General features: G+C 38.7%; 18 protein-coding genes. 12 read left to right on the top strand and 6 right to left on the bottom strand.

What is annotated here, in order from left to right:
- Positions 1-73: 73 nt before the first annotated feature.
- Positions 74-1,942, top strand: coding sequence for a DNA polymerase III subunit gamma/tau (locus R2Q94_RS21940; RefSeq protein WP_316823620.1), 1,869 nt, complete (start codon positions 74-76; stop codon positions 1,940-1,942).
- Here R2Q94_RS21940 and R2Q94_RS21935 read toward each other — a convergent pair.
- Complete coding sequence (locus R2Q94_RS21935) at positions 1,920-2,342, bottom strand: hypothetical protein (protein WP_316823619.1); 423 nt, start codon at positions 2,340-2,342, stop codon at positions 1,920-1,922. The genes R2Q94_RS21940 and R2Q94_RS21935 overlap by 23 nt on opposite strands.
- A 253-nt stretch (positions 2,343-2,595) precedes the next feature.
- On the opposite strand from R2Q94_RS21935, the gene R2Q94_RS21930 reads away from it, so the two are divergent.
- The gene (locus tag R2Q94_RS21930) at positions 2,596-4,659 is read left to right on the top strand and encodes a TonB-dependent receptor (protein WP_316823618.1); all 2,064 of its coding nucleotides are present in this window, start codon (positions 2,596-2,598) and stop codon (positions 4,657-4,659) included.
- 64 nt (positions 4,660-4,723) lie between these two features.
- Here the strand turns inward: R2Q94_RS21930 and R2Q94_RS21925 are convergent, their stop codons facing one another.
- Positions 4,724-5,065 carry a single-stranded DNA-binding protein gene (locus R2Q94_RS21925; protein WP_316823617.1) on the bottom strand — a complete coding sequence of 114 codons (342 nt, stop codon included), beginning with the start codon at positions 5,063-5,065 and terminating at the stop codon, positions 4,724-4,726.
- Positions 5,066-5,347: 282 nt separating this feature from the next.
- Here R2Q94_RS21925 and R2Q94_RS21920 point away from each other — a divergent pair, with 282 nt between their 5' ends.
- A complete protein-coding gene (locus R2Q94_RS21920) occupies positions 5,348-6,076 on the top strand; it encodes a ThuA domain-containing protein (RefSeq protein ID WP_316823616.1) in 729 nt (242 codons plus the stop codon).
- Positions 6,077-6,082: 6 nt separating this feature from the next.
- On the opposite strand, the gene R2Q94_RS21915 is transcribed toward R2Q94_RS21920, so the two are convergent.
- From R2Q94_RS21915 to R2Q94_RS21905, 3 genes are all read right to left on the bottom strand, one after another.
- On the bottom strand, positions 6,083-6,682 hold the full coding sequence (locus R2Q94_RS21915) for an HPP family protein (protein WP_316823615.1): 600 nt from the start codon (positions 6,680-6,682) through the stop codon (positions 6,083-6,085).
- Between the two features lie 249 nt (positions 6,683-6,931).
- Positions 6,932-7,582: an NAD(P)-dependent oxidoreductase gene (locus tag R2Q94_RS21910; protein ID WP_316823614.1), complete on the bottom strand. Its 651-nt coding sequence runs from the start codon at positions 7,580-7,582 to the stop codon at positions 6,932-6,934.
- Between the two features lie 75 nt (positions 7,583-7,657).
- Complete coding sequence (locus tag R2Q94_RS21905) at positions 7,658-8,068, bottom strand: Rrf2 family transcriptional regulator (RefSeq protein WP_316823613.1); 411 nt, start codon at positions 8,066-8,068, stop codon at positions 7,658-7,660.
- A gap of 151 nt (positions 8,069-8,219) precedes the next feature.
- Here R2Q94_RS21905 and R2Q94_RS21900 point away from each other — a divergent pair, with 151 nt between their 5' ends.
- The 4 genes from R2Q94_RS21900 to R2Q94_RS21885 all read left to right on the top strand — a co-directional run bounded on the left by R2Q94_RS21900 (position 8,220) and on the right by R2Q94_RS21885 (position 13,261).
- Entirely contained in the window at positions 8,220-9,221 is a 1,002-nt protein-coding gene (locus R2Q94_RS21900) for a hypothetical protein (RefSeq protein ID WP_316823612.1), read from the top strand.
- A 134-nt stretch (positions 9,222-9,355) separates the two neighbouring features.
- Positions 9,356-11,671 carry a hypothetical protein gene (locus tag R2Q94_RS21895; protein ID WP_316823611.1) on the top strand — a complete coding sequence of 772 codons (2,316 nt, stop codon included), beginning with the start codon at positions 9,356-9,358 and terminating at the stop codon, positions 11,669-11,671.
- A 21-nt stretch (positions 11,672-11,692) separates the two neighbouring features.
- The gene (locus R2Q94_RS21890; RefSeq protein ID WP_316823610.1) at positions 11,693-12,328 is read left to right on the top strand and encodes a MarR family winged helix-turn-helix transcriptional regulator; all 636 of its coding nucleotides are present in this window, start codon (positions 11,693-11,695) and stop codon (positions 12,326-12,328) included.
- 75 nt (positions 12,329-12,403) lie between these two features.
- The gene (locus tag R2Q94_RS21885) at positions 12,404-13,261 is read left to right on the top strand and encodes a methylated-DNA--[protein]-cysteine S-methyltransferase (RefSeq protein ID WP_316823609.1); all 858 of its coding nucleotides are present in this window, start codon (positions 12,404-12,406) and stop codon (positions 13,259-13,261) included.
- Positions 13,262-13,280: 19 nt separating this feature from the next.
- Here the strand turns inward: R2Q94_RS21885 and R2Q94_RS21880 are convergent, their stop codons facing one another.
- Positions 13,281-14,183, bottom strand: coding sequence for a DNA-3-methyladenine glycosylase family protein (locus R2Q94_RS21880; protein WP_316823608.1), 903 nt, complete (start codon positions 14,181-14,183; stop codon positions 13,281-13,283).
- Positions 14,184-14,328: 145 nt separating this feature from the next.
- Here R2Q94_RS21880 and R2Q94_RS21875 point away from each other — a divergent pair, with 145 nt between their 5' ends.
- From R2Q94_RS21875 to R2Q94_RS21855, 5 genes are all read left to right on the top strand, one after another.
- Positions 14,329-16,236: a 7TM diverse intracellular signaling domain-containing protein gene (locus R2Q94_RS21875; RefSeq protein ID WP_316823607.1), complete on the top strand. Its 1,908-nt coding sequence runs from the start codon at positions 14,329-14,331 to the stop codon at positions 16,234-16,236.
- Between the two features lie 316 nt (positions 16,237-16,552).
- Complete coding sequence (locus R2Q94_RS21870; RefSeq protein WP_316823606.1) at positions 16,553-19,462, top strand: TonB-dependent receptor; 2,910 nt, start codon at positions 16,553-16,555, stop codon at positions 19,460-19,462.
- A gap of 11 nt (positions 19,463-19,473) precedes the next feature.
- Complete coding sequence (locus tag R2Q94_RS21865; protein ID WP_316823605.1) at positions 19,474-20,901, top strand: RagB/SusD family nutrient uptake outer membrane protein; 1,428 nt, start codon at positions 19,474-19,476, stop codon at positions 20,899-20,901.
- Positions 20,902-20,950: 49 nt separating this feature from the next.
- Positions 20,951-23,251: a glycoside hydrolase family 3 N-terminal domain-containing protein gene (locus R2Q94_RS21860; protein ID WP_316823604.1), complete on the top strand. Its 2,301-nt coding sequence runs from the start codon at positions 20,951-20,953 to the stop codon at positions 23,249-23,251.
- 19 nt (positions 23,252-23,270) lie between these two features.
- Positions 23,271-24,701, top strand: a complete 1,431-nt coding sequence (locus tag R2Q94_RS21855) for a glycoside hydrolase family 30 protein (protein ID WP_316823603.1) — start codon at positions 23,271-23,273, stop codon at positions 24,699-24,701.
- The last annotated feature ends 53 nt before the right edge of the window (positions 24,702-24,754 follow it).

Here is a 24,754-nt window from a genome sequence, read left to right as displayed (position 1 = left end):
GGTCATGACTTCATCATTTTATTTTCCAACAAATCCCTTCCGCTCCGTAAAAAATTTATAATTTCGTTGTCGAATGGAGAATTTCATAGTTTCAGCCCGTAAATACCGTCCGGCAACGTTTGAAACCGTTGTTGGCCAACATCACATTACAGGTACGCTTAAAAATGCCATCAAGAATAATCAACTGGCTCAGGCTTTTTTATTCTGTGGGCCAAGGGGAGTAGGTAAAACAACATGTGCAAGAATTCTTGCCAAAACCATCAATTGTACCAATCTGACTCCTGAACAGGAAGCTTGCGGTACATGCGATTCCTGTGTTTCTTTCCAAACTGGTCATTCTTTTAATTTTCATGAATTAGATGCGGCATCCAACAATTCGGTTGATGATATCCGTAGCCTGATTGAGCAGGTGCGCATTCCGCCTCAAGCAGGAAAATACAAAATCTATATTATTGATGAGGTGCATATGCTTTCTGCAAATGCATTTAATGCTTTCCTGAAAACACTAGAGGAACCTCCATCTTATGCTATATTTATATTAGCGACTACAGAGAAACATAAAATCCTACCAACAATCCTATCCCGTTGTCAGATTTTTGACTTCAACAGGATTCAGGTAGATGATATTTCCAACTTACTGAATAAAATCGCAGTACGTGAGCATATCAGTGTAGAAGCAGATGGATTACATATTATCGCTCAAAAGGCAGATGGCGGATTAAGGGATGCCCTTTCCATGTTTGACCAGATTGTAAGTTATACCAACAAGAATTTAACTTATAAATCAGTAATTGATAACCTGAATATTCTGGATTATGATTACTATTTTAAACTCACTCAATATTTACTAAATGCTGATGTGAGCAATGCATTAATCCTTTTTGATGAAATCCTGAACAATGGTTTTGACGGGAATAACTTCATCAACGGGTTGGCTAGTCACCTTAGAAATTTACTGGTAGCAAAAGATCCACAGACTACGAAGCTACTTGAAGTAAGTGAAAACATTAAGCAAAAATACATCTCACAAAGTCAGCAGACGCCGGTTTCCTTTGTCTTAACCGCATTAAATCTGGCCAATCAGTGCGATCTGATTTATAAGAACAGCAAAAACCAACGACTTCAGGTTGAACTGGCCCTCATAAAAATGTGTCATATTCCATCAGTCCTGCAGCTTGCACAACAACCTGTTCAAAACCCCGCAACTGACCAAAATCAGATTAAAAAAAAAACTAATCTAAGTTCGCCTGCAACTTCGAACACAGCCGCAGCAGAAATACCTGCACAGGCACAAGCACCGAATACAACAATACCGTTAACAACGCCAATTTATCAACAGCAAGACAGCCTACCTGTCTTGGCTGAACCTACTCAAAAACCTATTGCTGCTGCAGCGGTACCTGCACCAGTAAAATCGCAAACCGCCCCTACAGTAAAAATTGCATTAACTCAAAAGATTAACCTGAGCGGAAGTAATACTACTGGAACATTCATTCCTTCTTTGACGGATATGAATGCGAAATCTGGTGCTGCCGATAGCAATGAACCAAAATACATTAGTGGAGATGCCAGAGAATCATTCTCAGTGGAATTACTGCTAACCTTATGGAATCAATACGCTGAAAACGCAAAAGCCGCAGGAAAGATCAATATTTATACCTTAATGATTGGGGCAGAGCCTGAGTTGGAAGGTACAGAAGTGATTGTAGCTAAGGTGGAACATAAACTTCAGGAAGGTCTTTTACAGGAAGAAATGGTGGATCTAATGAATTTTCTCAGACCCAGATTGAAAAATTTCAGCGTATCCTTGAAAACGATCCAGGTGGTACGCGAAACGGTGAACAGGCTTTATACCAGCACAGAGAAATATCAGTTTTTGGTAGATAAAAATCCAAAATTAGAAGAGCTCCGCCGTCAGTTTAACCTTGACGTAAACCCTTAGCTTTCTTTTTAATTTCCGGGGTATCATTAATCGGATACCCTTCTTCATCTAGATCTTCGCGTTCATCTTCAGCTGTTCTGGCCAACAGCTCATCTTCAGGTGCTAGTAAAACTATTTCTCCGTTATCGATATGCATCCCTGCTTCTTCCAGGTTTTCCCCAACTTGTTCTTCATCATTATACTCACTTCCGATATAAGGATTGGCCTCATCATAGGAAGAAATACTATCCTCGCCATTTGCCGCCGAAGTATCATAGGGTAAGGGATGATCGTATTCCTTTTCTGGCCCTTTCACATCAAATACAAAACTATTTTTGTCTTTATCGTAAGCTAAATTATCAAAATCTTTGGTCTCGCCCAGGTCTGTCGGATGAAGTTTATCCTTTTTTTCGATACTCATAGTGATCAGATTATATCATCATAACGTTACAAAATCTTTATTGTTTTTAGATATTCCTATAAAATGAGGAGATCAATAACAGGCCCTTATCCTATGATTGCAGACCGCTATCATTGCAGAATATATTTAAGAAACCTTTTTGCAATAATCATTAACTAAAAGCCAATATGAATTACAAAAAAGCGGATCAACCCTTATAAAATCATAATCTGCTGCTCGTTTTATTTGGGTATAAATTATAGATTTGTTGAAAATGAGAATACTTTTAGCGGTATCGTTGGCATTTCTTTCTTCAACTGTTGTCGCGCAGCAACAGGACAGCACAAAAAGGTTAAAAGAGGTGGAAATCAGGCCTTATTTTTCTATACAACCTTTATTAAGGGCTACAGGATCTATCGGTTTGATTGACCGTAACCTCCTTGAAAAACAATCAGGAGGTGCTTTAGTATCCGCCCTCAATACTGTTCCAGGAGTACGCATGGAAGAACGTTCTCCAGGGAGTTACCGTTTATCTATCCGCGGGAGTTTGCTCCGCTCCCCTTTCGGGATCAGAAATGTAAAAATCTATTTCGACGACTTTCCTTTAACAGATGCCGGAGGCAATAGTTACCTGAACGCATTAGACGTCGCTGCCATTCATCGCATAGAAATCCTGAAAGGACCACAAGGCAGCCTTTTTGGTGCAAATTCTGGAGGCGTTGTACTCATTCAATCAGTACAACCCAGTGCAGACAGTATCCCCGCAACTTTAAAACTGGAAGCGGGAAGTTATGGCAGTTTCCGACAAAGTCTTTCTGCCGGACAACAATTCAAAAAATACAACATAAATATTACTCAGGCCTATCAACGAAGTGATGGTTACCGCGATCATAGTGCGATGGACCGCAAATACTTTCAGGTATCGCAACAGCTCAACTATAGTAGACACAATAAATTAAAGGCATCTATTTTCTATTCCGATCTACATTATAATACACCAGGAGGATTAAATTTAGCGCAATATATGGAACGTCCAACTGCTTCAAGACCAGCCACAGGGCCAATAAAAAGTGCTATTGAACAGAAAGCCGGAATTTACAGTAATACCTTATTCGGTGGTATTTCAAATGATTGGGTCATCAATGATCGATTTAAACATGTAATATCATTGTTTTCCTCCTATACAGATTTCAAAAACCCATTCATCACCAATTACGAAAAAAGAAAAGAGCTAACTTTAGGCATTCGGAGCTACCTGGAATACAAAAAACAAAGTACCCTTTTCAATTACAGATTCAATATCGGACTGGAAAGTGCTCAAACTTCTACTGACATCGTCAATTACGACAATAATCTAGGGCAAACCGGAGTGCTTAAAGCCAGTGACAGGTTAAAAGCTGCAAGCAACTTTGCTTTTCTGCATCTGAACATTGATTTCCTAAACAGGTGGCTACTCGAATTATCCAGTAGTGGCAACTTATATCAATACACTTATAAAAGTATAGCCCCTATAGCCATAGCAAAAAAAAACAAGCAATTTGACTTTCAGTTCATGCCAAGGCTTGCTTTATCCTATCTCCTAAGTCCACAATTTTCAATACGCGGTACACTTAGTAAAGGTTATTCTCCACCAACCATCGCAGAGATCAGAGCTTCAGACCAGCTCATTAATGTAAATTTACAACCCGAATCCGGCTGGAATCATGAACTAGGTTTGCGTTATCAGAGCCCAAATCAGAGATTTAATATTGATCTGACCGGATTTTATTATCGTCTTCAGAATGCCATCGTGAGAAGATTGAACGCAAATGAGAACGAATATTTTATCAATGCAGGCGGGACAAAACAATGGGGACTGGAAAGTTCATTTTCTATCTGGCTTATCCCGAATAACTCCTCTAAAATGATCCGGGGATTACAGTTTTATAACGCCATTACTTTAAGTGATTTCAAATTTGATCAATACTCAGATCAAACAGGTGATTTTTCTGGAAACCAATTAACAGGTGTACCAAAACAGGTGTTGATCAATAGTATTGACCTCCGTTTCCCAGGGAAATGGTCTTTATTTGCACAGCATAATTACACATCCAGAATACCCTTGAACGATGCCAATACCGTTTATGCAAACCAATACCACCTGCTTCAAGCCAGAATAGGTTGGACAGCTCCAAAAACGGGCAGCTTTTCCCTTACCATATTTGCTGGTGCGGACAATCTGTTAAACCAAAAATACAGCCTTGGCAACGACCTGAATGCCATAGGTGGTCGCTATTATAATGCTGCTGCAGATAGAAATTACTATGCAGGGCTTTCCCTCCAAGTGAAAAGACAATAAACACTTCGGGCCATTCTAATCAATGCCCGAAATGCGCTTCTTTTATTCACATGAATCTTGTAATTTAAAGATCTGTCTGGCTAACCAATTCCAAATGGTTAACAAAAATCTCAGTACTAGATCTCTGCTCTCCCAGCTTATCAGTATAGCTCTGTACTTTTAAACTTCCTTCGATACTTAGGCCAACTCCCTTTTTAATGAGCGATTCCGCTAATTCCGCTTTCTTATTCCAGAATACCAAATTAAACCATTGCGTCTGACAAATCGCCTCTCCGCTTTGGTTCTTATAAAACTCATTGATGGCCATACTTACTCTTGCAACTTTTTTCTCTTCGGCAAAATTAACAACAATAGGATCTGCTCCTGCAAGGCCTGTTAGACAAACACTGTTTTTAAAATTCTTCATCTTCTTCGAATTAATAAAGGTTAATGATTTGTAACCACACTGATTACTAACCATGTCTAACTACTATATTATTTTAAAAATAACCAAACTTTATTACTAATATTTTTAGTTTAATTCAACGCGGCTATATTCTTTTTTTAATTCCCAATAAAAGACCAAACAACCCAACTGAAGCTTGAATGAAAATTTGTAGAATAACACCTCGCATTATCTTTAAAATCCCCTTTAAGACTTTCTTAAACATAATAGATAAATGATAACTTAGTCTGAAATCCATATCCTATGTATAGAAACCTCATTCTCCTCTTTTTTTTCTTATGCTATGGCAGCTACAATTCATTTGCAAAGCAAAAAAAGGTGCTTATCTTTTCGAAGACTGCTGGCTTTCATCATTCTTCCATAAAAGAGGGGGTGATTGCCTTACAGAAAATGGCCAGAATACATCACTTTATAGCCGATACAACTACGGATGCCAAAAAATTCAACACCAAGAATTTAAGACAATATGCTACTGTAGTGTTTCTGAATACCTCAGGAAATGTATTTAATTCAGAACAGGAAAATGCTTTTCAGACTTATATTAAATCGGGAGGTGGCTTTGTTGGCGTTCATTCCGCAACTAACACTGAATTCGAATGGCCCTGGTTTGGAAGATTAGTGGGGGCTTATTTTGTTAAACATCCTGCACAACAATTTGCAGATATTAAAGTAACAGATCCTAAAACCATTGCAACCAGTCACTTGCCTGCAGTATGGCACAAAAAAGACGAGTGGTATAATTTTAAAGACATTTCAACTGATCTACACATCCTTCTCAGCGTTGACGAGAGCACCTATCAGGGCGGTACTAATGGATCTAATCATCCTATGGCCTGGTATCAGGAATTTGAAGGAGGAAGAGCTTTCTACACCGGATTAGGTCATGGACCTGAAGCTTATACCGACCCCCTGTTCCTGGAACACTTATGGGGAGGCTTACAGTATGCTATGGGCAGCAAAAAAATGAAATAGTTTTCTTTATTTCAAGGCTGAGCTCTCCATATGCTTTGGATGCTTCCTTTTTCGGAAAAGGGGTTTTACCGGATAATGGCGGTGTCGCATATTATTAAAAACTAAGGCAACCAAAAATAGAATCATCACACCTGTAAATACTGGTGTTAATACATATAAATATCCCATCTCCTTAATTTTTGCTCCTCCAGTTACTGCAATCAATGCAGTTGCCCCACCAGGAGGATGCAGCGTTTTAGTAATTTGCATGGCTACAATAGAAAGAGAAACGGCTAAAGCTCCTGCAATCCAAACTTCATTAGGAATAATTTTCAATACCGTTACCCCGATAATTGCACAAATGACATGCCCTCCAATGAGATTTCTAGGTTGTGCAAGGGGACTGTTTATGATTCCATAAATCAATACCGATGAAGCACCAAATGAGCCAATCATGAATAAATTGTCATTTGCAACCATATATTGACTATTTAACAAGCCAATTAAGCCAATTCCTACAAAAGAGCCAATAAAAGTTAATATATGCTCTTTAGCATCAATTAAAGTCTCCCGATAAAGTACATATCTCGCTCTTCGGTAATGTTTTCTAATAATTTGTCTAGCCATCCGGATCTATATTCGCGACAAAAATACCACAATCTAATTTGAAATGCCCGTAATGGAATAGTCATTATTTAGGAACATCACCCTTGGGGAGACAAAACAAAACCTTTCAATTGACCTAAACCATAGTCAATTGAAAGGTATATGACTACAAATATTCTATCCTTGAATAAGGATAAAGTCCACAGCTCAAAATATTCTATTCTATAGATAGCAACAAACCTTCTACATCGAAACAGTCGAATGGAAGACCTAATAGCCAGCGGTAAATCTCTGTTTTAAATGTTTAGGCTGTTCCAGTTCATCAACGATAGCTACAGCTAAGTCCTGCACGGAAAGTGAAGACCTTCCAGCCTCGTCAAATACGGGACTCTCGGCACCTAAACGATATACTCCGGTACGTCCGGTAGCAATTCCTGGATGCATTTCAATAGCCGGGCTAAAGAATGTCCAGTCTAATTCTTCTTCATTTCTAATGGTATTTAGGTAATCCCTAGCAGCTGTTGCTCCTGCTTTATAATCTGCTGGAAAATCAGGTCCGTCTACCAGCTGGTTACCATTGATAAACAAACTTCCAGCACCACCAATTACGATTAGACGTTTCACACCTGCATCTTTCACTGCCTGTTGAATAGCTTCAGATCCAGCAATAAAGTCATCATAAAGATTTGGATTCGTCCAACCTGCATTAAATGCACTAATCACCGCATCAGCCCCCTTTATGGCTTCAGACAAATCCTTTACGTTTAATACATCCACAGCTTTTACAGTCAGCAGTGCATTCTTTTCCTTTACATTAGCGGCGGTCCTTACAATTCCTGTAACCTCATGACCACGATTTAACAATTCGGTTAATAGCTGGGCTCCTACAAAACCACTAGCTCCAATTAATGATACTTTCATGTTTTCTATTATTTAATAAGGTGTTATTTAAATCCATATTGTAATGTTATTTATTACAGTTGTAGGCAAAAAAAATCAACTAAACTGTTTACTGAAATCAGCCAAAGTTTTCTTAGACAACTCCTGAATTAAAACCTGTTCGGTACTATTATATAAAGTAGTTAAATGTTGATTGATTTGTTTGCCAACAGGACAATGCGGATTCGGGTCATTTTTTGAACTGCCTAGCAGATTATTCTGTCTTACTGCGGTATAAACCTGATCTAAAGTAATCTTATTTGCTGGTTTTGCCAAGAAACTACCGCCATTTTTACCCTCTTTACTCTCTACAAAACCTTGATTTCTAAGATTAATAAGTTCCTTTCTGACCAAAACAGGATTGATATTGATACTTCCTGCCATATAATCCGAAGATAATAATTCCCCATTTGCTTTTTCCAGCAAAGTCAGGATATGTAAAGAAATAGCAAATCTCGCGTTGTTCATCTGTAATTATTTTTATTACAGTACAAAGGTAAAGGAATAATTGTTATTACCAAAAAATATTTTTGAACCAGACATAAGTTTAACTTTGCGGCGTCCACCTGTATAAATCATGAAACACCAATTTTCCCCATCATATCTTTTAGTTTTTTTTTTGCTAATAAGTACAATCATTCTATTTTCTTGCCGGAAAACAAGCAGTGCTGATACCGCATTTTACTATTGGAAGCAAACCTTTACGCTTGACAAAGCACAGCAAAAAACGCTCAAAGAAGTAGCGGGACACAAATTATACCTTCGTTTTTTTGACATTAAATATGATGTCCCTGGAAAGCGCGCTTATCCGGAAGCCGTTATTAATTTTAAACAAAAAGCCACAGCTGCTCAAATTACTCCTGTGATTTTCATTACAAATCAAACTTTTGAGAAATTAAGTCTGCCGGCTGTAGATAGCCTGGCCTTAAATACGAACAAATTACTTCTTCAACTTGCCAGCTCGAACCAAATCCATTACAAACAAGTTCAATTTGATTGCGACTGGAGTTTGAGTACAAAGGACAAGTACTTTCATTTCTTAAAAACTTTCAAAACCATTAGCAAGAAACAACTGGAGGCCACCATTAGACTACATCAGATTAAGTATCAAGTCAAAACTGGCGTTCCCCCTGTAGATCGTGGCGTTCTCATGTTTTATAACATGGGAAAAATATCGGCAAAGCCAGAAGATCTAAACTCTATTTATAATAGCAAAGATGCAGCAACCTATATCAGTTCCCTTCAAAAATATCTTTTACCAGTAGACGTTGCATTACCACTATTCTCCTGGTCTATTCACATCAGAAATGGTTCAGTTATCCAGGTTTATGGCAAAATTGACAGATCTATTTTATCTGATCCTAATTACTTTCGTGAAACTGCTCATAAAAATGTGTTTACAGCCCTGAAGAGTTTCTTTATCGAAGGAGTTTATGTTAAAAAAAATGATCTTTTTAAATTGGAAGAAATTAATAAAGCACTTTTAGATCAGGCAGCAACACAATTGGCCGAACATTTGAGCAAAAATGAAAAACGAACCATTATCTATTATGAAATCGGAAATCTTGATTCAACTGAGTTTAAAACCAAAGATCTTCAGGAAATTTCCGCCAGATTTTAAGGTCACAATTATGATCCATTCGTACCTTTAGCACTTATTTTGTATTTAACTCTACAAGTACATCTAAGCGTAATTATCAAAACATCCGCATTAAACATCAATATATACAATCGCATACCCTCTATCAATCTCCTATGAAATTGCTAAATTCAACAGCCAAGCTATTCAAACACTACTTTCCACAAAAATTTTTAATTATTCTAACCCTATCCAGCCTATCTCTTGCAGGAGTAGTTTGGGCATGTGCTGATTACGGTTATGACGATGATTATTCGAGCTTCAGTCCGGAAGCTTTTGTTGCCAAAGAATACACCCCTTTTTTCTACTCTAATTTTTCGGCTTATTACACGAAAGACTATTCTTATGACGACGACAATTCCAATACCCGTTTCAATGAACAGATTGTAAAGGAATGGTACGATTATTTCCAACAAAAATTAAGTAAACCTGACCTTCAATATTTGTTATTACGTGCTTCAGAGAAAGGTATTGATTCTGTTTACCAAAACTATAAAGGTAAAATTAGAACACTTCCAGACAGTTTGCCGCAATTGAGATCACTGAAAATAAATAAGAAGCAAACAAATGCCTTCTTTGACTACCTCCTTATCGCAAAGAAAAGTGAGGCTTTTGCTGCTGGTTATAGAAGTTATTACTATTGGGATGAGAAACAAGATTTCAGTGTTCCTGAAGCTTTTGAAACGGACTTACTTTTGGCTTTAAAAAAAGCTAAAGATCCTTTCATTAAACAGAGGTTATGGTTTCAATTGGTAAGATATTACTATTTCCAGGAAAGAAGTGCAGGAGTAAAAGAATTAAAAGATGCAGCTACGATTTCCTCGTTTAATCTATACAAAGATGTTTTCCCTAAAAACATGATGTATTACAGAACGCTGGGTTACGTAGCGGGCAGACATTATTATGCAGGTGATTATGCAACTTCCAATTACCTGTTTAGCCTTTGCTATAACTATTCAAATGAGATGAAAATTCCTGCAAAATGGTCTTTCCGTCCAAATGCTGATGCGGATTGGAAACAAAGTTTAGAAATGGCCAAAACAACAGAAGAAAAAATTACGCTTTGGCATCTAATGGGTATTTATTACGATACGGAAAGAGCAATTCCTGAAATTTACGCTTTAGATCCTAAAACAGACAAGCTGGATTTATTACTCAGCAGAGCGATGAATATGACCGAAGCTGGTTTCCGCGATTATTATGGAGGAAAAGAAGATTCAACATCGGTATTAAAGAAAAATCTTGCTTTAATTAGTGGAATCGCCTTAAAAAACAATACCAGCAAACCTTACATCTGGAACCTTGCTGCTGGATACCTGAACTTCATGGATAAGAATTACAGCACCGCAGGGAAGTTTTACCAAACGGCAAAAACTCAGCTTCCAACAGACAATCCACTTTTGATGGCACAATATAAAATCCTGGACTGGGGACTTTATATCAGACAACTAAAAAAAATCGATGCTTCCGCAGAAGCCAAAATGGTAGAACCTTTGAATTGGTTTGCAAACCTTAAAGAAGGAAAAGACACCATTCCTGACCTGAGATTCTATCAGTCTTTAAACGAAAGTCTGGGGATCATCTCTGACCTTTATAAAAAACAAGGGAATCCAATAAAGGCCACTATTTTTAGAAGCTACAATGAATTTTACACGAATAATCAACAGATTGAACAGTTGAAAACGTTGATGTTAAACGATAAAAAGAGTGCATTTGAAAAAGCCATGTTACGTTATTATCCTTATCAGCTGGAGGATCTATATTTCTATCAGGCAACCGCACTTGTTTTTCAGGATCAACCAGAGGCAGCAATTGCATATCTAGCAAAGAGTAGTCGTCAGAAAGACACCCTACAAGCCAATCCATTTAATATGCGTTTAAATGATTGCCATGATTGTGATCATCAAATGGCACAATCTAAAAAGTTCACTTCCATGGAATTACTACGGATGATGAAAAATATGAAAGCTGAGATTAAGGCCGGCAGAAATGTATACAATAATGCTTATTTATTGGCCAATGCCTATTACAACATTAGTTATTATGGCAATAACCGAGGATTTTATGTATCAGACCTTACCGATACTTATGGCAGCAGTGCATTCAGTGTACCAGCGCCATTCAGACCGATGTATCTTACCGGAAAACTCGCTGAAAAATACTACACAACGGCCCGATTAGCCACAAAAAACAAAGAGCAGCAGGCGCGCTGTATTTTTATGGCGAGCAAGTGTGAGCGCAACGAAAGTTATAACCGTTCTTACGAACTACCTGAAAATAAAAAAGCAAATTACTGGAATGTTGAAACCAGTCCGATTTATTTTGGACAAAACTTCTCTATGTTGGCAAAGCAATATGCTGACACCAGATTTTACCAGGAAGTGATTTCAGAATGTGGCTATTTCCGTCAGTATCTAAATTCGCTGAATTAAATTTTTAAGGGAATTGATGCTATGAAACCAATTGTAGAATTGATCACGGCTTGGGCCGATTATGAAAGCAAGAATCCCGCTGCAAATGCAGCGGAATTCTGCAGTCACTTTTTGATGGAACATAAAGCACAGGTTTTACCTGCTCAAACAATGATCAGGCTACAGGATCAAGATGCTGATCAGGAGTTGGCCAACCTCATCAGTCAATTAAATTCCATACATGTCATCTATGCTAAGGCGGTATTGAAAGAATTCCCTGGAATTGAATTGGAATGGTTTTACTTCATGAAAGCAATAGAAAAACACCATGAGGCAAGAAAATCCGATGTGGTTGCTGCTGTATTTTTTGAGCAGTCTACAGGTATTGACATCCTCAACCGAATCAAAAAAGCAGGTTTATTAATAGAAAGAAGCGATCCTGCAGATAAAAGAGCCAAGCTGGTCAAGCTGAGTCCAAAAGGAGAAAAACTATTACAACTTCTACATCAAAGCTTATCCAAAGCTGATCAACTGTTATTCCATGAACTTTCAGCATCGAATAAAAAACTCCTGATTAATCTGTTAAATGATATTCAACTCAAACACCATATCCTGATTTCGGAAAACAAGCACAAACAACTGGAAAGTTTAATTCCTAGTGCCGAAACATTGGAATAATTTTGTAAAATAACGCAAGTTTCGGGTTTTATTCCCAGCTCACATCGGGTAATTTTGAGTTATAAATTTCAAACCATGGAAACATCAGAACACATCGATTACCAGAGAATTGAAAAAGCGATTGAATACCTAAAAACAAATTTTAAACAACAACCTTCCTTAGAAGAAATTGCCAGTCATGTTCATTTAAGCCCTTTTCATTTTCAACGAATATTTAAGGAATGGGCAGGGGTAAGTCCAAAACAGTTCCTGCAATACCTAAGTATAGAGTACGCGAAAGGATTATTAAAAAAACAAAAGGGCAATTTAGCGCATGCAGCGTATGAAACCGGATTATCAGGAACCAGCAGGTTACATGACCTTTTCATCAAAATCGAAGGAATGACTCCTGGCGAGTTTAAAAATGGCGGCCAGCAATTACACATCAACTATAGCTATGCAGAAAGCCCTTTTGGAACATTATTAGTTGCTTCCACCACTAAGGGCATTTGTTATATGGCCTTTTCCAATGATTCAGACCATGCCTTTATAGAGTTAAAGCAACTTTTTCCAAACGCGAACTACCGCCAGCTGACAGATCAGTTACAGCAAAATGCACTACAAATTTTCTATACAGATTGGAGCAGTTTATCAACGGTAAAACTTCATTTAAAAGGAACAGACTTTCAAATTAAAGTATGGGAAACCTTATTGAGCCTACCTACAGGAGGACTGGCCACCTATGCAGATATTGCCAATGAGATCAGGAGACCACAGGCCAACCGTGCCGTTGGTACTGCAGTAGGAAGAAATCCTGTTGCCTTTTTAATTCCATGCCACAGGGTAATAAAATCCAATGGCGAACCAGGACAATACCATTGGGGAGCTGCAAGAAAATCAGCGATGATTGGCTGGGAAGCCGCAAAAAGCTCAATTCATATGGAGGAACAATAAACGTTTGTTAGCAGGAAATTTATGTTCTTTTAGACAAGGTTCTCCAAAGGTAAAACACCAGATAGCTCTCCCATTCGATATACTCAGAAAAGAAAGCGGCAATGCTGACTGTATCTTTCTTATCTTGAATAATTTCCAGATGGATCAATGCATTTAACAAACCTGCATCACCATGTGGAATACAGCTACGTTCCTTCAAACTCTTCATTAAAGCATAATTAGCTGTCCAGGGACCTACTCCTTTTATGTCGGTAAGGAATTTTTGGCGCGATGAAACATCTGGCAACAGACTTAATCTCTCCTTACTGATGCTTTGATCGGCAAAAGCTTGTGCAATCCCCAACAGATAACTTGCCTTACTTCTCGAAAACTGCATCCCCTGTAAATCTTCAATTGCTACAGTTGCCAACACTTCAGGAGTTGGAAATAGAAAATAAGTATGGTCATTAAATTCCATTCTTTCGCCGTACCCTTCTACCAGTTTTCTTTTCAGCTGATAAGCAAAGGTTAAATTGATCTGTTGTCCGATGATGGCCCAACAAATGGCTTCAAATAAATCCGGAATCCCTACCATTCGAAGGCCAAAATACTCCTCTTTCATAAAAGCCAGACGGGGTTCTTTAGCAATCAATTGATAAAAGGGATCGAGTTCCAGCTGGAGATCAAACCAATCACTGATGTAATTCTTCAGCGCGATGACTTCCTTCTGGGATAAAGGCCTGTTTAAAATGGAAATCTGCAATTGCGTTCCTGCCATTTCTACCTGAAACAATGCCAATCCTTCCTCCAGTCGGATTACCCTGGTTACGCTACTTTTATCCAGCCGGTACAAACAATCGTCAAATCCCCTATCTAAAAACCAAAGACATTCTCCAAAGTTAAAATCAATTGGTGTTGGAAATAGAAAACTGAAAATTGCCATCTCACAAAAATAGTCATTTGACTATAAAATTAAATCCAATTCTTGCTAAATCAACGGTTTAAGAGGGAGCAGAACAGTGCTCACCTTGTGCCTTAGGATTATTAATCCCACCTTTGCGGCACATTTTAATTTGCTGTACCTCACCATGTCTTCAAAATTTTTATTTCTATACAAAGTGATTTTCCTGATTACAGTACTTTTCTTTTCAATAGGAACAGAGTCAAGAGCACAGGAAGTTGTAGAAATAAAGGATAATGTAGACCAGCACATTTTTTCTTTTAAGCAAATTGAGATGCTTTCGGATACCTCCGGAAAACTAAGCTTTGATCAGATCCGAAGCAATGCCATCGCTCAACAGTTTAAGCCTAGTAAAACAAGTACCCCTCAAACCACTAAACTCAATGGAGTTTACTGGTTCCGAATCAATATTAAAAACAACAGCAAAGCAGAAAAATATTTTTTGCTAGAGTTCTTTGATCAGACCCTTGACCATGTAACGGCCTATATTCCGCAAAAAGATGGCAGTTATACAAAGAAAGAATTTGGTGATCAATTTCCTTTTCATAGCAGGAAGTTACACCATAAAAACTTCGAATTTTACCTTTCCAATGATAATGATGAAGTACAAACCTATTATTTCAAGGTACAATCTTCACAAATTGGAGATGCTATTATTGTGCTACGATCTGTAGACTGGTTCATTTCCTATGCCCTGGATGAATACTTTTATTTTGGCATTTTCTATGGAATGATCCTGGTGTTTAGCTTTTACAACCTGATCATGTTCATCGCTATGCGACAAAAACAATATTTATACTATGTACTTTATAACTTAAGTATTGGCTTTTTCGAAATGAGTACTGATGGTATTGCTTATCAATATTTATGGCCTAACCAACCGGCCTGGAATCAAATCGCCTATGCCGTAGCGCTCTATGCCGTCAGTATTTTTGCCTTGCTTTTTACCCGGGAATTGCTATTTGTAAAATCAAAGGCACCAAAGCTAAATAAACTCATTTTAGGGGTGATTGCCCTTAGAACATTATGGTTTTTATACGGTCTGTTATTCAATCAGAACCTCTTCAGCTATAAATTTATTGACGCGATTCCATTGTTTGTAGCCTTCTTTACGGGCATATACATCTACAGACGTGGTTATCTGCCCGCACGATTCTTTGTATTGGGATATAGCTTTCTATTTTTAGGCTTCGTGCTCAAATTCCTGATCATGCTTCACTTCTCCTTTTTAAACTTCGGAGTGATCAGTTATTATAGTCTCAGCTTCTGTTTTATCCTGGAAATGGTATTTCTTTCCTTTGCTATTGGCGATAAGGTGAGCATTCTGAAGAAGAAAAAAGACATTGTACAAAGGCAGATGATTCGTCAGATGGTGGAGAATGTAAAACTTAAAGACACCTTAAATCAGGAGTTGGAAAGTCAGGTAGAAGAACGCACGAGGGAAGTATATCACAAATCTTTGATTATTGAAGCTAAAAATGCAGAATTACTGGATGCTAATGATCGCTTAAAACAACAAGCAGAAGAAATCTCTCGTATGAATACCCTGTTGGAGCAAGACAACCAGGAACTCCAGACCAATGTAGAAAAAGTAACACGCGACAGGGTCATGTCTACTGATGTAGATTTTGAAGAATTCAGTAAAATCTATCCAGACAAAGAAAGCTGTAATTTGTTCCTATCTGATCTGAAATGGAAAAACGGATATCAGTGCAGAAAATGTAAGAACGACCATTACTATACCGGACACATAGCTTACAGCAGAAGGTGTAGCAAATGTGGTTATGAAGAATCAGTGACCAGTTTCACGATTTTTCACAATACCCGTATCCCAATCGTCAAGGCTTTTTATATGGTCTTTCTGGTGTATTCCTCGAAAGGAAAAATCTCTTCTCATAAATTATCGGAGCTTTTGGGCATCCGTCAAAGTACCTGCTGGACCTATGGGTCCGGGATCAAACAGCGAATGGAAGAACGAAAATCTCAGCTTAAAAAAGCGAGTAAAAATGATTGGAGCCAACTGGTTTTAGACTAAAAAACAATCTATAATTCTGAAAATTCCGACTTCTGCCAGATACAATCTGGTGATGTGACATTTTTTTTACTTGTTTAATACAAGGGTACTTAAGCGTATCAGATCGCATTTCCATTCTAACAGGTATCATGAGATTAAGCACTGTATATCAACGGATAAGGCGCTTTTAACCTTACGGTACCAAAGCGTATCAAAACAATCACAACGATCTAATTATCAGTTATTTAGATAAAATAAAGAACTCTAAACACTAGGATTTAACATAAAATCAACGTTAACTTTATCGCATCAAATTCATTAAACAAAAGCAAAAATTATGAGAAAAAAGTTTACTCTTTTTATCCTTAGCTTACTCTGTACCATCTCTGTGAGTATGGCACAGGAGCTTAACGTTAAGGGAGAGGTGAAAGACGAACAAGGTCTGCCACTTCCAGGTGTTTCTGTTAAAATCAAAGGAAGTACCAAGGGAGCAATGACCGCTGGCGATGGAAAATATACATTATCTGCTCCAGGCAATGCTACTTTAGTTTTTTCCTTTATTGGCTATAAAACTATTGAACAGGCCATAAATAATAATACGACCATAAACGTGAAACTATCCGAAGACAATAATGAATTGAATGAGGTAGTCGTAATCGGTTATGGAACGACCACAAAGAAAGACCTCACCACTGCTGTGACGACGATTTCATCGAAGGACCTGAAAAACCAACCCATCAGCAACCCGCTACAAGCGGTACAAGGTAGGGCGGCAGGTGTCCAGGTAACTTCACAATCAGGTAAACCAGGTGCAGATATTGCCGTGAGTATCCGTGGAAACACATCAATTACTGCATCAAACAGCCCTTTATATGTAATTGACGGGATCACTTCGAGAACCGCAGCTTTCTTAAATCCAAATGATATAGAATCCTTAACCATATTAAAAGATGCAGCTGCTGCAGCCATTTATGGTTCTAGTGGAGCCAATGGTGTGGTATTAATCACCACTAAAAAAGGTGTTGCTGGTAAAGTAAAAGTAGAGTTCAACGCTTTTACAGGAATCTCCAATTTCTGGCGCAAACAAGATGTATTATCTGCGGATCAATACACGGATTTAATGAAAGAAATGGGTTATACTACATTTGGAGATGGTAAAAATACCGACTGGCAAAAAGAAACCTTCGGTACTGGTACTCAAAACCAATATCAGGTATCTATCGCTGGTGGCGGCAAGGGTGGTAGTTATTACCTATCCAGTGGATACCAACAAGACAAAGGAATTGTTGCTCCTGCCAAAATGGACAAATACACGGTTAATTTCAACGGCTCACAAGCAGCTACTTCCTGGTTAAAATTCATCGGAACGGCAGCTGTAACCGCAAAAAACTCCATTGACGTAAGTGACAATGCAGGTGTTGCACGTGGTGGAACCATTTTATCTGCCTTAACTACACCAGGTACTATTGGCATCTATAATCCTAATGGTTCCTATACAACCATCCCAAATTCAGGGGGATGGGACAACCCAATTGCCCAGGCTTTTGGTGCAAAAAATAAAAGCAGGGATTTCCGCTTTGTAGGATCATTCGGTGCAGAACTTAAGTTTTTGAAAGATTTTACCTTAAAATCTACCATTAGCACTAATATCCGCAAGAATTATTACGATTATACGCTTGATGCATTCAAGACTACTTATGGTCGTCAGGAAGGTGGTATCTATAGAAATAATGATACTGACGACAAGGTATGGTTAAATGAAAACATTTTGACGTATAACAAAACTGTCGGTAAAAACGTATTCTCAGCAACTGCTGGTTATACCATTCAGGCTTCAGACTATTATTATATAGATTATGAAGAAAACAGGTTTTACAATCCACAAACAGGTGTTCAAAACGACAGACCAACCCTGGTTCCAAAAAGACCAGTTGCAGCACAATGGGCTAAACAATCTTACCTGAGTAGGTTAACTTATGCTTTTGACAATAAGTATTTATTCAGTGCCAATTTCAGAGCTGACGGCTCTTCACGCTTCAGTGAAGACAAACGTTTCGGATATTTCCCTTCTGCTTCTGCGGGATGGAGAATCTCTGGTGAGAACTTCCTGAAAGACAGCAAAACCATCAACGACTTAAAAATCAGAGGTAGCTGGGGTAAAGTAGGTAACGATGAAGGTATTGGTGATTACGAATGGAGAAAACGTTATGCAGAAAATGCACAAGGCGATTATAACCTCGTGAATCTGGAAAATACTGGCTTATCCTGGGAAACGACTACACAAAGCAATATTGGTCTGGATTTAACCCTGTTCAATAACAGGCTAACCTTTACTGCTGATGCTTACCTAAAAAAAACAGATGATCTTTTGATCAAAGTTCAATTACCTCCAACTGCTGGTTTTGCGGAACAAGCTTACAACGTAGGCTCTATGGAAAATAAAGGTCTGGAGCTGGCATTGTCTACTAAAAACATTGAAAAAGATAAATTCAGCTGGTCTACAGATATGAACATCTCTTTCAACAAAAACAAAGTAACCAGCCTTGGTGCTTCTACCCCATCACTTGATTTTGGTGGAATTTATACCCGTACCTCAGCTGTACGTGTTGTTGAGGGCAGACCATTAGGTAGTTTCTATGGTTTCGTATATACCGGTGTGGATCAGAAAACTGGTTTAGCGACTTATGAAGACCTGAATGGAGATCATAAAATTGATGACAGCGACAGGACCTTTATCGGCTCTGCTCAGCCAGATTTTACCTATGGTATGACCAACAATTTCCGCTATGGTAATTTTGGCTTAAACATCTTCTTCCAGGGTGTTCAGGGTAACCAAATGTTTAACGCCTCCAGAATTGATTTAGAAGGTCTTTATGATTCTAAAAATCAATCTGCATCGGTTTTAGACCGCTGGACTACAGAAAACACAAATGGTAGCATTCCAAGAGCCGTAAGAGGAAATACGGATAACTCACGTACCTCCAGCAGATTCGTTGAAAATGCTTCTTACCTGCGACTGAAATCAGCTACACTTTCCTACAATTTCAGTGATACTTTCTTAACCCGTATGAACATGAGCAGACTTACCCTTTTTGTAACTGGTTACAACTTACTCACCTTCACAAAATACAAAGGATTAGATCCTGAAGTAAGTCAATATGGTGCAAACGGACCTTCAATGGGTGTAGATTATGGTACATATCCACAGAGCAGAAGCTTCCTGCTAGGTGTAAATGTTGGATTTTAATAACAATAGACATGAGAATTAAATTATATTCATTTTTAGTAGCTGGAGCCCTTACTTTGGCTTTACAGACCAGCTGTAAGAAAGATTTTTTAGATAAGAAACCAATCGTTGATGTATCAGCTGAAGAAGCTTTCGTAAATCTAAAAGGCGCAGAAAAACTGCTTTCAGGTGCTTACGGAGGTATGTATAACAATACCCATATCTGGGATTTTATGTTAAACGGTGATGTAATCGCCGACAATTCTTATGCTGGTGGTGATAACCCTAGCATGTTCCAGATGGATGAATTCCGTGTGACTTCTACCAATGAAGTATTAGAAAGAGACTGGTCTGAGCTCTACTCACAAATCAAAAATACAAATGAAGTATTGGAGATTGTTCCTGGTATTCAGGATCCTGAATTAGATAAGGGGGACAGAAGAAATCAGATTCTTGGAGAAGCTGCAGGGATTAGAGCTTATCTATATTTTTACCTGGTGCGTCTATGGGGGCCTGTACCTATCGTACTGAAAACACCTGCGAATCAGTCTGAAATGCAGGTATCCAGATCCAGCGTTGATGCGGTATATGCACAAATCATCAAAGACCTGGAATATGCACTTGCCAATACAAGGACTACTGCTCCTAACAAAGGAATTTTTACTAAAGGCGTAGCAAACGCACTATTGGCGAAAGTATATGCCACAAAAGCGAATCCTGACTGGGCTAAAGTAAACCAATATGCGGATGCTGTGATCGGTGGCGGATATTCTTTATTCGGCAGCTTTGATGGTTTATTTTCTGGCAGCAACAAAAACAATTCAGAATCAATCTGGGAAATGCAGTTTGACGGTGGCAATGGTGCCAACAAACGTTCAAACTGGATGCCAAGCGTGATTGTAGGTTCAGGATGGAAAAAATTCTGTACCCCTTCCAATGATCTTGCAGCTGCATTTGATGCAGAAGGTGATCAAATCCGTAAAAACTCGAGCATTAAATTTCTAAATGCATCATCAGAAGGCTGGAGCGATACCTTCTGGCCAAAATCACAATATCCTTACATTAATAAATATAGACAAGGTGATTTGACAAATATCTATATGCTTCGTTTGGCAGATGTGATTTTGTTAAAAGCAGAAGCCTTGAATGAGTTGAGTACTGGTGGTTGGGCACAGGCAAAACCATTGGTAGAACAAGTCAGAAACAGAGTAAACCTTGGATCAACTCCTGCTGCAGATCAGGCATCCATGCGTTTAGCCATTGAAAAAGAACGTCGTCTGGAGCTTGCTTTTGAGGGGCATCGCTGGTATGACCTGGTACGTACCAACCGCGCAATCGCTGTGATGAACGCACAGAAAGATGGAAATGGTGCTTCATTAAATTACAATCTGACCGCCGACAAAATCCTATTGCCAATGTCGCAGAGGGAAAAGGACAGAAATCCAAACATCAACAAATAGTTTTTACCGGGAGCAGGCCTCAGGTTTGCTCCCTATCTAAATACACATAATGACACTAAAAAGAACCCTGTCCCTAATCCTGCTTTCCGGCACTTTCAGTACGGCGATCGCTCAGAACAACAACCAGGCAAAAGCAGAAGCCTTGTTAAAAAAGATGACGATTGAAGAGAAAGTCGGACAAATGGCCCAGATCACACTAGATGTAATTGGTAAAGGAAAAGGACGCTATGAGAGCGATGAACCTTTTGGTTTAGACGAGAAAGAATTACAAAGAGTTTTGGTAAAATACCATGTTGGTTCCGTATTAAATACATCAAACAACAGAGCCAGAACACCACAGGTTTGGTATAACATTATCAGCAAGATTCAAAATGTGGCGATGAAACAAACGCCAAATAAAATCCCTGTAATTTATGGCGTAGACGAAATCCATGGCGCTACTTATACCGTTGGTGCTACGATGTTCCCACAACAAATCGGTCAGGCCGCAACATTCAACCGTTCACTGGTAAAAACCGGCGCTTCCATTACCGCTTATGAAACCCGTGCAAGCTCTATTCCATGGAACTTTGCACCATTACTAGACATCGGTTCAGATCCCCGTTTCCCTCGTCAGTGGGAAAGTTTCGGAGAAGATCCGTACCTGATCAAAGAACTTGGTGTAGCTGCGGTTAAAGGTTATGAAGGTGAAGATGGTAAAGTCTCTCATCCGGAAAAAGTTGCTTCTTCTATTAAACACTTCCTGGGTTATCAGGTATCCGTTTCTGGAAAAGACAGAACCCCTGCCTTCATTTCTGATCAGGCATTAAGAGAATATCATTTGCCTCCTTTTAAAGCTGCGATTGATGCAGGTGCAAAAACCATTATGATCAACTCTGGTATCATCAACGGTATTCCTGTACATGCCAATTACCATATCTTAACCGAACTATTAAAAGAAGAATTAAACTTCAAGGGATTAGTTGTAACCGACTGGGGTGATATAGAAAATCTTTACAAAAGAGATCGAATTGCAAAAGACGACAAAGAAGCGATTATGCTCGCCATCAATGCCGGTATCGATATGTCGATGATTGCATACAACTATGAGACTTTTTGCGATAACCTTTTAGCCTTGGTAAAAGAAGGAAAGGTAAAAGAATCACGTATTGATGATGCCGTAAGACGAATCTTATGGGTAAAATATGAATTGAATCTTTTTGAGAAACCAACAACCAATCCTAAAGACTACCCAAAATTTGCGAGTAAGGAATTTGAACATGCTGCTTATCAGACCGCAGCAGAATCCATCACTTTATTAAAAAATACAGACCAGATTCTGCCACTGGCTAAAGGCAATAAAATTCTGGTTGCTGGTCCAAATGCAAACTCTATGAGAACCCTAAACGGCGCATGGACTTACTCCTGGCAGGGAGAAAAAGTGGAAGAATTTGCCGCTAAATACAATACCATTCTGGAAGCTTTACAAAATAAAGCAGGAAAAGAGAATGTAACTTACTTCCCTGGTGTGAGCTATAAGATGGATGGTAAATACTATGAGGAATATGCAGATCAAATGGAAGAAACCATTGCAGCCGCAAAAGATGCAGACCTGATTGTTCTTTGTCTTGGTGAAAATTCTTACACAGAATCTCCAGGTAACATGAACGATTTATACCTGTCGGATTTACAAACTGAACTGGCACAGAAATTAGCAGCAACCGGCAAAAAAGTAATCCTGGTATTAAATGAAGGTCGCCCAAGAGTGATCAGTAAATTTGAAAAGAAAATGGCTGCGGTAGTACAAACTTACCTTCCAGGTAATTATGGAGGTGATGCCCTTGCAGATGTGTTGTATGGTGTAGTTAATCCTTCCGGAAAACTGCCTTATACCTATCCACAATTCCCAAATGCCCTATTTACTTATTACCATAAACCATCAGAAAACAAAGGTACCACAGAAGGTGTGTACAATTATGATGCGGATTACAACCCTCAATATGTATTTGGAGCTGGTTTAAGTTATACCACCTTCAAATATGACCAATTGAAACTGAGCAGCAACACTTTGAAAAAAGGAGAAACGCTGACCATTACTGTAAATGTAAGCAACACCGGAAAATTAGCTGGTAAAGAAAGTGTATTGTTATTTACTTCAGATTTATATGCAACTTTAATCACACCGGATGTGAAACGTTTGAGGGGGTTTGAAAAAATAGATTTAAAAGCTGGAGAGACAAAAACAGTAACGTTTAAAATCCAGCCGGAAGACCTTGCTTTCATCAATACCGAAAATAAAGCAGTAACTGAAGAAGGTGAATTTACCCTACAGATTGCAGATCAAAAAATCAACTTTAATTACATCCCATAAATCATCATTCCCTAACACTATGAGATTATTAAATATAACCGCTATAGCCAGTCTTGCCCTGTTAGCTTCTTGTGCCAGTAAAAAAGAAGTCCCGGCAAGTACAGGTGTAGCATCATGGATCACCACCGGTGATCGCTCTACTTTATTGCAAAAGCAACAAACACCTTTACATTTTTCTACCGCAATGAATAACCATCTTAATATTGTGGTAGATGAACAGCAGACTTACCAAACGATGGATGGTTTTGGCTATACCTTAACTGGTGGCAGTGCAACCTTAATGAACGCCTTGCCAAAAGCCGAGAAAAAAGCGATGTTAAAAGAAATCTTTTCTACAGAAGGAAATGGCATTGGCATCAGCTACCTGCGTTTAAGCGTTGGAGCTTCCGATTTAAGTGCGGAAACTTTTACTTATAATGAAATGCCCGCCGGACAAACAGATCCTGAGTTAAAAAACTTCTCAATTGCAAAAGAGATGACAGACCTGGTTCCAATGTTAAAGGAAATCATTGCCATCAATCCAAAGATCAAAATCATGGGATCTCCATGGACTGCACCAACCTGGATGAAAGACAATCAGGCCTATCGCGGCGGAAGCTTAAAACCGGAATATTATCAGTCTTATGCAAAGTATTTCGTCAAATACATTGAAGCAATGAAAGCTCAGGGCATCGTGATAGATGCAGTAACGATTCAAAATGAGCCCTTACATCCTGGCAACAACCCAAGCATGTATATGAAGCCGGAAGATCAGGCAAACTTCATTAAAACAGCTTTAGGCCCTGTATTTAAAGCGGCAGGAATCAAAACTAAAATCATCATTTACGATCATAATGCAGATCGTCCGGATTATCCTATTACCATTCTGAAGGATCCGGAAGCAAACCAATACATTGACGGTTCAGCCTTCCATTTATATGGTGGACAAATTTCTGCACTTTCAAAAGTACATGAAGCCTTCCCTAATAAGAACCTGTATTTTACAGAGCAATGGGTAGGCGGTCCTGGTAATTTTGCAGAAGATTTGAAATGGCATGTATCTACCTTAATGACTGGCGCACCTAGAAACTGGAGTAAAACCGTATTGGAATGGAACCTGGCAGCAGATCCGCAATACCGTCCATTTACACCAGATGGTGGTTGTACAAGTTGCTTAGGTGCGATTACCATCGATGGTAAAAACTGGAGCAAGAACATTGCCTACTATTCTATCGGTCATACTTCAAAATTTGTAAGCCCTGGTTCTGTACGCATTGCTTCGAATCAAAATGATAAAATCCAGAATGTGGCCTATAAAACCCCGGAAGGAAAATTAGTATTGGTGACTATGAACAACAGTCCGGAAACACAAACTTTCAACATTAAATACAATGGTCAGGTAGTCAGTGCTACACTTCCAGCAGGTGCAGCAGGAACGTATATCTGGAACAGCAAGCCAAGAGCTCAATAAGCTTATAGCTCGAAAGCAAATACAAACATACAGTAAGGGAGGGTGTATCATTT

Origin of the sequence: Pedobacter gandavensis (assembly GCF_032678465.1) — a bacterium.
GTDB lineage: Bacteria > Bacteroidota > Bacteroidia > Sphingobacteriales > Sphingobacteriaceae > Pedobacter > Pedobacter gandavensis_B.
Note: the sequence above shows the minus strand (reverse complement) of the source record. Positions and strands in the feature narration are given on the sequence as shown.